The sequence below is a fragment of the uncultured Pseudoflavonifractor sp. genome (genome assembly GCF_944387275.1).
Lineage (GTDB): Bacteria > Bacillota > Clostridia > Oscillospirales > Oscillospiraceae > Pseudoflavonifractor > Pseudoflavonifractor intestinihominis.
The window spans coordinates 1-8458 of sequence record NZ_CALXEG010000068.1 but is presented as its reverse complement, the minus strand read 5'-3'; the positions used below and the strand labels follow the sequence as shown (position 1 = coordinate 8458).

The following is an 8458-nucleotide window of genomic DNA, read 5'->3' as shown; positions in this document are numbered from 1 at the left end:
AACGACGGCATCTGCGACAACTGCGGCACCAACTGCCGCGGCACCGGCTGCGGCCATGACTCCGGCCACGGCGGCCATCACGGAGGCCGGCACAGCTAAACGGTTCAAATGGGGGAGGTCCATGCGCAGCGAGGCGGAGGCAGGCCGGGCCATCGACCGGTATGGGGATACGGTCCGGCGCATCTGTCTGCTCCATCTGAAAAACCATGCGGACACAGAGGACGTGTTTCAGACGGTGTTTCTGAAATACGTCCTCAGCACCGCTGTGTTTGAGAACGAGGAGCATGAGAAGGCCTGGTTCATCCGGGTCACCCTCAACGCATGCCGGGACCTGCTGCGGAGCTTTTTCCGCAGCAGGACAGTGCCCCTCCACGCCCTGGCGGATATCCCCGCCGACGTACCCGAGGAGCACCGGGAGGTGCTGGAGGCGGTGGCCGCTCTGCCGGAAAAGTACCGGGAGCCGGTCTATCTCCACTACTACGAGGGCTACTCCGCCGTGGAGATCGGCCGGATTCTGGACAAGAATCCCAACACGGTGTACACCCTCCTCACCCGGGCCAGAAAGCTGCTGAAAGACAGGCTGGGAGGTGACGACCATGGAGGATAAGCTGCACGCCGCCTTTGACAGCGTCCATGCCGAAGCGGAGCTGAAAGAGCGCACCCTGGCCTTCCTGGCCCGGGCCGGTGAGGAGGCCCCCGTCCGGAGGCGTCCCGCCGCCCGGCTGCGCCGCACCATCGCGGCCGTGGCGGCCTGCCTGCTGGTGCTGGTGGGCGCGGGAGGGTACTACACCCTGCTGGTCCCGGTGTCCGCCGTCAGTGTGGATGTGAACCCCTCTCTGGAGCTGTCCCTCAACCGGCTGGACCGGGTCATCTCGGTGCGGGGCTTCAACCCGGAGGGCGAGGCCCTGGCCAGCTCCCTGGACGTGACCTTCCAGCCCTATACCCAGGCGTTGGAGGAGATTTTGTCCAGCGAGACCGTGTCCGCCTATCTGGCGGCTGACGATGCCGTGTCCATCACTGTGGCCTGCGACGACCCGGACAAGAGCGCCCAGATGCTCTCCGCCGCCCAGGCCTGCGCCCAGGGGTGCGGCCGGGTGTACTGCCACGAGGGCAGCAGCAGCGATCTGGAGGAGGCACACCACGCTGGCATGTCGGTGGGAAAGTATCAGGCCTTTCTGGAACTCCAGGCCCTGGACCCCTCTGTTACCGAGGAGGAGGTACAGGCCATGTCCATGAAGGAGATCCGGGCCAGGATCGCCGCTCTCTCCTCCGGTGAGCCCTACACCTCATCCGGTCAGGAAAGCCAATCACAATCCAGCAGCTCCGGTCAACCGCAGTCCGGCTCCGATACCGGCGGCGGCCAACAGGGCGGCTGCTCCGGCAGCGGAAACGGCCAGCAGACCGGCTCCGGCAGCTCGGGAAGCCAGAACGGCCAGCAGGCCGGCTCCGGCAGCTCGGAAAGCCAGAGCGGCCACCACGGCCACGGAAACAGCGGCCATCAGGGCCACGAGTGAGCTGGAAATCATAGATACCAGAAGAGGTTGAGCATTTTGAACCGCTATTTGGACCTGTTTTTGACCTTTGCCAAGCTTGGCGCCTGCACCTTTGGCGGCGGGTACGCCATGCTTCCCATTCTCCAGCGCGAAGTGGTGGAGAAGCGGGGCTGGGCCACCGAGGACCAGCTGGCCGACTATTACGCCGTGGGACAGTGCACCCCCGGCATCATTGCGGTGAACACCGCCACCTTTGTGGGGTACACCCAGGCCGGGTGCCTGGGCGGCGTTCTGGCTACCCTGGGCGTGGTGTTCCCCTCCATCGTCATCATCTGCATCATCGCCGCCTTCCTCCAGAACTTTGCCGACTTCCCGGTGGTCATCCACGCCTTTGCCGGCATCCGGGCCTGCGTATGCGCTCTGATCTTCTCCAGCGTCATCAAGCTGGCGAAGGGTTCTGTGGTAAACTGGTGGTCCGCCGTCATCTTCCTGGTGGTGCTGGTGCTGTCCGCCTTCCTGGGGCTATCCCCGGTGCTGCTGGTCATCCTGTCCGGCGTGTGCGGCCTGGCCATCACCTCCTGCATCCGCTACCTGAAGCGGGGAGAGGAGGCGGCGAAATGATTTTTCTCCGGCTGTTCTATGAGTTCTTCAAGGTGGGGCTTTTCTCCGTGGGCGGCGGCCTGGCCACCCTGCCCTTCCTGCGCCACCTGGGCGAGGTGAGCGGCTGGTTCTCCGCCGCCGACCTGGCCAACATGGTGGCCGTGTCCGAGTCCACCCCCGGCGCTATGGGCATCAACATGGCCACCTATGTGGGCTTCACTGTGGGCGGCCAGTCCGGCCTGCCTGGCGGAAACGTGGTGGGCGCGGTCATTGCCACCCTGGGCCTGGTGGCCCCCTCCATCCTGGTGATCCTCATCATCGCCAAGTTCCTCCAGAAGTTCCGCCAGAGCCGGGTGGTGGACGGCGTGTTCTCCGGCCTGCGCCCCGCCTCCACCGGCCTGATCGCCGCCGCCGGGCTGTCGGTGGCCCAGATCGCCCTGCTCACCGGCGTGGCCTGGACCGGCTGGAACTCCCTCACCGCCGTCATCAACTGGAAAGGCGTGGTGCTGGCCGCCGCAGTCTTTGTCTGTATGCAGGTCAAGGCCCTCAAAAAGCTCCACCCCATTGTGTACATCGCCGCCGCTGCGGTCATCGGCGTGGTGTTCCAGTTCTGAAACCGTTCCGAGAATAACAATACGGCTCCCTTCCGGTTTGGAAGGGAGCCGTATTGTTTTGTCTGTTATCACAGCTGGGCGTCACAGAAGGCGCAGCAGTCCACGCCGCCGTTCTTTTTCACCAGAGGGGGGAGGTAGTGGTCGGTCTGGGTGATGCAGTTGGGGTTGTGGCACACGGGCTGGGTGCCGATCTCCACGGCATCGGTGTCCATGCGGGGCTGGTTGGCCAGCTCGATGAGGAGGGACATGCGGGCAAACATGCCGTACCGGGCCTGCTCGAAGTAGACCGCCCGGGGATCGTCGTCCACGTCGATGGAGATCTCGTCCACACGGGGCAGGGGATGCATCACCAGCAGATCCTTCCGGGCCCGCTCCAGCTTGCTGCGGGTGAGGACGTAGATGCCCTTGTTCCGCTCGTACTCCAGGGGGTCCACAAAGCGCTCCCGCTGGATGCGGGTCATGTAGAGCACGTCCAGCTGGGGCATGACGGTCTCCAGGCCGGTGACCTCCACGAACCACATGCCGTTCTCCCGCATGAAGGCCCGCATATACTCGGGCACCGCCAGCTCACGGGGGGAGATGAGGTAAAACTTGATATCCTTGAACTTGGCCATTGCCTTGATCAGGGAGTGGACGGTGCGGCCATTCTTCAGGTCGCCGCACAGGCCCACGGACAGGCCGTCCACGCCGCCGTGGAGCCGGGTGATGGTGGTCAGGTCGGCCATGGTCTGGGTGGGGTGCATATGCCCGCCGTCGCCGGCGTTGATCACAGGCACGTTGGAGTACAGGGAGGCCGCCTTGGCCGCGCCCTCGCGGGGATTCCGCATCACCACCACGTCGGCGTAGCCGGAGACCATCTTGATGGTGTCCTTCAGGGTCTCGCCCTTGGCGGTGGAGGTGGACTTGGGGTCGGCAAAGCCGAACACCGAGCCGCCCACCCGGAGCATAGCCGTCTGGAAGGAGAAATTGGTCCGGGTGGAGGGCTCATAGAAGAGACTCGCCATCACCTTTCCCCTACAGGCGTCCATGTAATCGGCGGGATGGTCAATAATATCGCTGCAGCGCCGGTACAGCGCGTCCCATTCCGCTCGAGGTAGATCACCAAAATCAATCAGATGCCGCATGCCCATCTTCCCCCATTTTATTTTTCGGATTATAATATCATATTTTTGACCCCGGGACAAGGAGTGTTTTCACTAATTTCCGTGGTTTTTCCCGCTCCGCTCTGTCAAACTCTACTGACCGGACAGACGGCCCAGTTTTTGTCAGAAATTTTCCGCATGTTTTGGGCTGTTTCACCCCATGCTAAAGGCAATTCAGTCTTCTGATTTCCGGAGGTGCGGGCATGGCGAAATGGTTCTGGTACTTTGTTCTGTACAGCTTTGTGGGGTTCGTGCTGGAGGTGCTCTTTGCCCGGGCCACGGGCAACCCCAAGCGGGACCGGAAGTGCCACCTCTTCCTCCCCCTCTGTCCGGTGTACGGCCTGGGTGCGGTGCTCATCCTGCTGCTGCCCCCCGCTGTTCTGGCCAATCCCCTGCTGCTGTTTCTCTGCGGCTCCCTGGTCGCCACCGCCGCCGAGTACGCCATGGCCGTGGTGTACCACTACGCCGCCGGGGTGGACTTCTGGGATTACAGCCATCTGCCCCTCCAGCTGGGCGGCCGGGTGTGCCTGCTCTTCTCGGGGCTGTGGGGCCTGCTGGCCCTGGGGCTTATGGGGCTCATCCAGCCCTGGGCGTCGGTGCTCCTCCCCGCCATCCCCGCCTGGGTCACCCTCGTCGCCGCCGTTCTGGTGGCCGCTGACGCCGTTCTCACCTTTTATGTCCTACGGCGGGAGCGGAGCACCGACGCCCTCCGCTGGTACCTCCGTGTGGGCCACGGCCAGAAGCGGAAACAGGCCTCCTGACAAAAAACGCCCCCGCCGGTTAACGGCGGGGGAGCGGAAGCGCATGCGCGGCGCGGTTATTTCGGCTTGGACAGCTTTTCGATGATAACGGCCAGCAGGGCGATGATCCCCATGCCGGCGGCGGCGTTCAGGGCAGCCAGAACCTCCAGCATGCCCGTTCCTGTGAACGCAATGGCGACCAGCAAGAGAGCCACTCCCAGGCTTCCGATAGACACTGCTTTCCAGATACCCATAGCGCCTCACCCCTTTCTTTTACTTTATGTGAAAATTTCAGCTCTCCGCACCTGCGGTGATGGAGTCCACCATCTGCTTGGCCTCCTCCAGCGTAAAGCTGCCGCTGATGGAGCCCTCAATGTTGCCGCTCTTCCAGGCCACGGTGCGCCAGTCCCCGTTGGTCATGATGTAGTAGGTGACGCCGTTGTGGAGGTACTCGGTCACCGGCTGGTCGTCCTTCATGTAGACCGTGGTGCGGCCGTCGTCCCCGTTCTCAAGGAGGCTGAGATGGACCATCAGGTACTCCTCTCCGCGCACGTACACGCCGTCAAACTCCACGCTGCTCAGCATGTCCATGGCCTCCGCCTCTTCCAGCACAAAGCCCTCCGGTACCCAGGACGGAACCAGACCCGCGTCCAGGTGATAGTCCTCCAGGGCTTCGGCCAGGCTGTCGTAGTACTGATAGTCCGGCTCAATGACCTGGCCGATGTTCTCCGCTTCGGGCCGCTCCTGGGACCACCGGGGGATGGAGTCCACCATCCGCTTGGCCTCCTCCAGGGTGATGCCGCCGGTGATATATCCGGAGACATGGCCATCCTGCCAGGCCACCGCATAGCCGCCGTCACAGGCGTAGATGCGGAATTCCACGCCGTTGTGCAGATAGTACACCGGCGCGCCGGTGACGCCCGCAAACACAGGGGCCTCCACCGCGCTCTCATCGTCCCACCACTCCAGGTGGATGGCCAGGGTCTTTTGGGCCTGGCTGTTGTCATAGACCGCGTGGACCGTGGTCACCCTGCTGTCAAGGCCGCTGGTCCCGCCGCTGATGTCGCACTTCTCAAACCCTGCGGGCCGCCAGGTGGGGGCCAGACGGGCGTCCAGACGGTAGGCGGTCAGCATGGACTGGAGGCTGTTGCCCAGGGGCACATAGTCCGGGCTGGGGGCTGTATAGACTATCTCTCCCTCCGGCCGGGTGATGGACCGGACCAGCTCTTCCGCCATCTCCACTGTCAGGTCGCCGGCCAGATCGCCGGTCAGGTCCTCCCGGTTCCACAGGACCCGGGCCGTGCCGTCCCCTGTGTCCATGATATAGTAGGAGGTGCCGTCGCAGACGTACTGCTCCGTGTTCCGCTCCCCCGCGGCCGCGAGAGATGTGGAAGCGCTCTCCAGGTCATAGCGGACGATCTCCACATCGTACCCCTTGCCCGCGCTGTCCCGCCACTGGGCTGTGATCAGGGTGGACTGCATCTCCTGAGACACCTGGGCACTCTCAGTCAGGGGGCCGAAGCCCTCTGCCTCCCCCGGGGTCCAGTTGGGGGCCATGGGGGCTGTGATGCCGTTGGCGTCCAGCGCGTCCTGGAGGGTGGCATAGTCCCCCTCCACGGCGGCGCTGCTCACCTGGGCCGCCCCGGTGCCCGGGAACCAGAACTCCTCCCTGCCCCATTTGGCGAAGAAGCCCAGCACGTCGATCCCCGCCGCTTGGCAGATCAGCAGGCAGCTGGCAGCCGTCACCGCTGCCACAGCCGCAATACGGGCGGCAAGGCGCCGTCTCCGGGGCCTGCGTGCCCCGGGGAGCACCTTTAATCCGGGCTGCTCCTGCCCAGGCTCCCTGTCTCCCCGGATCAGATCCCTGTGCTTCTCGCGGAAGGTTCTCAGCGCCTCCTCTGCGTCAAACTCGGATGCCTCCGGCTCCAGGTCCTCCATGGCCGCCAGGCAGCGATCCACCACCGCGGGATCAAAGTCTTCCTCCTCCATCTGGTCCAGATAGTCGGAGAGCTCCTCGAGCCGCTCCTCCGGCTCCATGTCGTTCCACCGTTGTTCAGGCATCCTTGTTCACCTCCTTCTTATCGTCCGTAAAAACGGACGATAAAAGCGCCATATGGCGCTTTCCGCGCCCCTTTCATAAAGAATATCGCATCACTGCGGCGTTTCGTTACAGGGCGCGGGTATTTTTTTGTTTTTTTCCATCAGCTCCCGGCACCGTCCCCTGGCCCGGAAGAGCCTGGTGCGGGAATTGAGCTCAGAGATGTCCAATTTTCGGGCGATCTCCTCGTGGCTCAGCTCTTCCTCGTAGTACAGGAGCAAAATCTCCCGCTCCCTGGGCGTCAGCCCCTCAGGCAGCGCGTCCGACAGTGCCTCCTCCTCCCGCTGGGGGGCGGCCAGGTCGAAGTCCTGCTCCAGCGGCACCTCCACCCGGTTCCGGGCCGCCCGCACCTCGGTGAGGATCAGGTGCTGGAGGGTTTTCCACAGCCACCCCGACGGGTTGGGGTGCTCCGCCACCTGGTCCTGTTTGCGCAGCAGCAGCACAAAGGCGTCCTCCACCAGCTCCTCGGCGATCTCCATCCGCCGCAGCTGGGCGTAGGCGTACCGCACCATTTTGGGCGCGTTGTGCCGGTAGAGATCGGTGAACCACTGGTCCATATTCTGTTGCACCGGTCAGCGCACCCCCTCTCCGCCGTTCTTTTTACCGCCTGGAATTTACATATGTTATTTTATCATAGCAAATTTTCCTGTGTGATGCAAGCAGCCCGCCCTCTGCCGGGGGTGTCCGAACGGGACAGAAAACGGCGGGCCCCGTAAGCACGGAGCCCGCCGCAATACACTTTTTCTTACTCCAGCACCGCGCCCCGGGCCGCGCTGGTCACCAGCTTGGCGTACCGGGCCAGATAGCCGGTCTTGACCTTGGGCTCAGGGCACACCCACTTGGCCTTGCGCTGGGCCAGGGTGTCCTCGTCCACCAGCAGGTCGATCTTGCAGTTGAGGATGTCGATGGCGATCATGTCCCCCTCCTCCACGAAGGCGATGGGGCCGCCCTGGGCCGCCTCGGGACAGACGTGGCCGATGGAGGCGCCCCGGGTGGCGCCGGAGAAGCGGCCGTCGGTGATGAGGGCCACCTCCTTGTCCAGGCCCATGCCGGCGATGGCGCTGGTGGGGTTGAGCATCTCCCGCATGCCCGGGCCGCCCTTGGGGCCCTCATACCGGATGACCACCACGTCGCCGGAGACGATCCTGCCCTGGTAGATGGCCTGGATGGCGTCCTCCTCGCTGTCAAAGACACGGGCGGGGCCGGTGTGGACCATCATCTCCTCGGCCACCGCGGACTGCTTGACCACGCAACCCTCGGGGGCCAGGCTGCCCTTGAGGACGGCGATGCCGCCGTAGGGGGAGTAGGGGTTGTCGATGGGCCGGATGAGCTCCGGGTCCAGATTCTCCACCCCCTCCAGGTTCTCGGCCACCGTCTTGCCGGTGACCGTCATGACGGAGGTATCCAGCAGGTCCTTCTTGGTCAGCTCCTTCATGACGGCGTACACGCCGCCCGCCCGGTCCAGGTCCTCGATGTAGGTGTCCCCGGCAGGGGCCAGGTGGCACAGGTTGGGAGTCTTGCGGGAGATCTGGTTGGCGTACTCCAGGTCCAGCTCGATGCCGCACTCGTGGGCAATGGCGGGCAGGTGGAGCATGGAGTTGGTGGAGCAGCCCAGTGCCATGTCCAGGGTCTCGGCGTTGTGGAAGGCGGCCTCGGTCATGATGTCCCGGGGACGGATGTCCTGCTTCACCAGCTCCATGATCTGCATGCCGGTGTGCTTGGCCAGCCGCAGGCGGGCGGACATGACGGCGGGGATGGTGCCGTTGCCCCG

10 protein-coding genes are annotated in these 8458 nt (G+C 64.2%); 5 read left to right on the top strand and 5 right to left on the bottom strand.

The features are described 5' to 3' along the window. Positions 1-121 precede the first annotated feature (121 nt). The 4 genes from Q0K23_RS12470 to Q0K23_RS12455 are packed head-to-tail and all read left to right on the top strand — an operon-like array spanning position 122 to position 2707. A complete protein-coding gene (locus Q0K23_RS12470) occupies positions 122-607 on the top strand; it encodes an RNA polymerase sigma factor (protein ID WP_294522867.1) in 486 nt (161 codons plus the stop codon). After that, the gene (locus tag Q0K23_RS12465; protein ID WP_294522864.1) at positions 597-1514 is read left to right on the top strand and encodes a hypothetical protein; all 918 of its coding nucleotides are present in this window, start codon (positions 597-599) and stop codon (positions 1512-1514) included. Before Q0K23_RS12470 ends, Q0K23_RS12465 begins: the two co-directional genes overlap by 11 nt. Before the next feature lie 36 nt (positions 1515-1550). Further along, on the top strand, positions 1551-2114 hold the full coding sequence (locus Q0K23_RS12460) for a chromate transporter (protein ID WP_294522861.1): 564 nt from the start codon (positions 1551-1553) through the stop codon (positions 2112-2114). After that, entirely contained in the window at positions 2111-2707 is a 597-nt protein-coding gene (locus Q0K23_RS12455; protein ID WP_294522859.1) for a chromate transporter, read from the top strand. The genes Q0K23_RS12460 and Q0K23_RS12455 overlap by 4 nt, the downstream gene beginning before the upstream one ends. A 68-nt stretch (positions 2708-2775) precedes the next feature. On the opposite strand, the gene pyrB is transcribed toward Q0K23_RS12455, so the two are convergent. Next, positions 2776-3831: an aspartate carbamoyltransferase gene (pyrB, locus tag Q0K23_RS12450; protein ID WP_294522856.1), complete on the bottom strand. Its 1056-nt coding sequence runs from the start codon at positions 3829-3831 to the stop codon at positions 2776-2778. 221 nt (positions 3832-4052) lie between these two features. Between pyrB and Q0K23_RS12445 the strand changes: the two genes are divergently transcribed. After that, entirely contained in the window at positions 4053-4610 is a 558-nt protein-coding gene (locus Q0K23_RS12445) for a putative ABC transporter permease (RefSeq protein ID WP_294522853.1), read from the top strand. Between the two features lie 56 nt (positions 4611-4666). Here the strand turns inward: Q0K23_RS12445 and Q0K23_RS12440 are convergent, their stop codons facing one another. From Q0K23_RS12440 to Q0K23_RS12425, 4 genes are all read right to left on the bottom strand, one after another. After that, positions 4667-4795: a hypothetical protein gene (locus Q0K23_RS12440; protein WP_294522850.1), complete on the bottom strand. Its 129-nt coding sequence runs from the start codon at positions 4793-4795 to the stop codon at positions 4667-4669. Between the two features lie 85 nt (positions 4796-4880). Then, the gene (locus Q0K23_RS12435; protein ID WP_294522847.1) at positions 4881-6650 is read right to left on the bottom strand and encodes a DUF4367 domain-containing protein; all 1770 of its coding nucleotides are present in this window, start codon (positions 6648-6650) and stop codon (positions 4881-4883) included. A 90-nt stretch (positions 6651-6740) separates the two neighbouring features. Beyond that, positions 6741-7256, bottom strand: coding sequence for an RNA polymerase sigma factor (locus Q0K23_RS12430; protein ID WP_294522845.1), 516 nt, complete (start codon positions 7254-7256; stop codon positions 6741-6743). A gap of 176 nt (positions 7257-7432) precedes the next feature. Further along, positions 7433-8458 (bottom strand): dihydroxy-acid dehydratase (locus Q0K23_RS12425; protein ID WP_294522843.1); only part of this gene is annotated, 1026 nt, incomplete at its 5' end.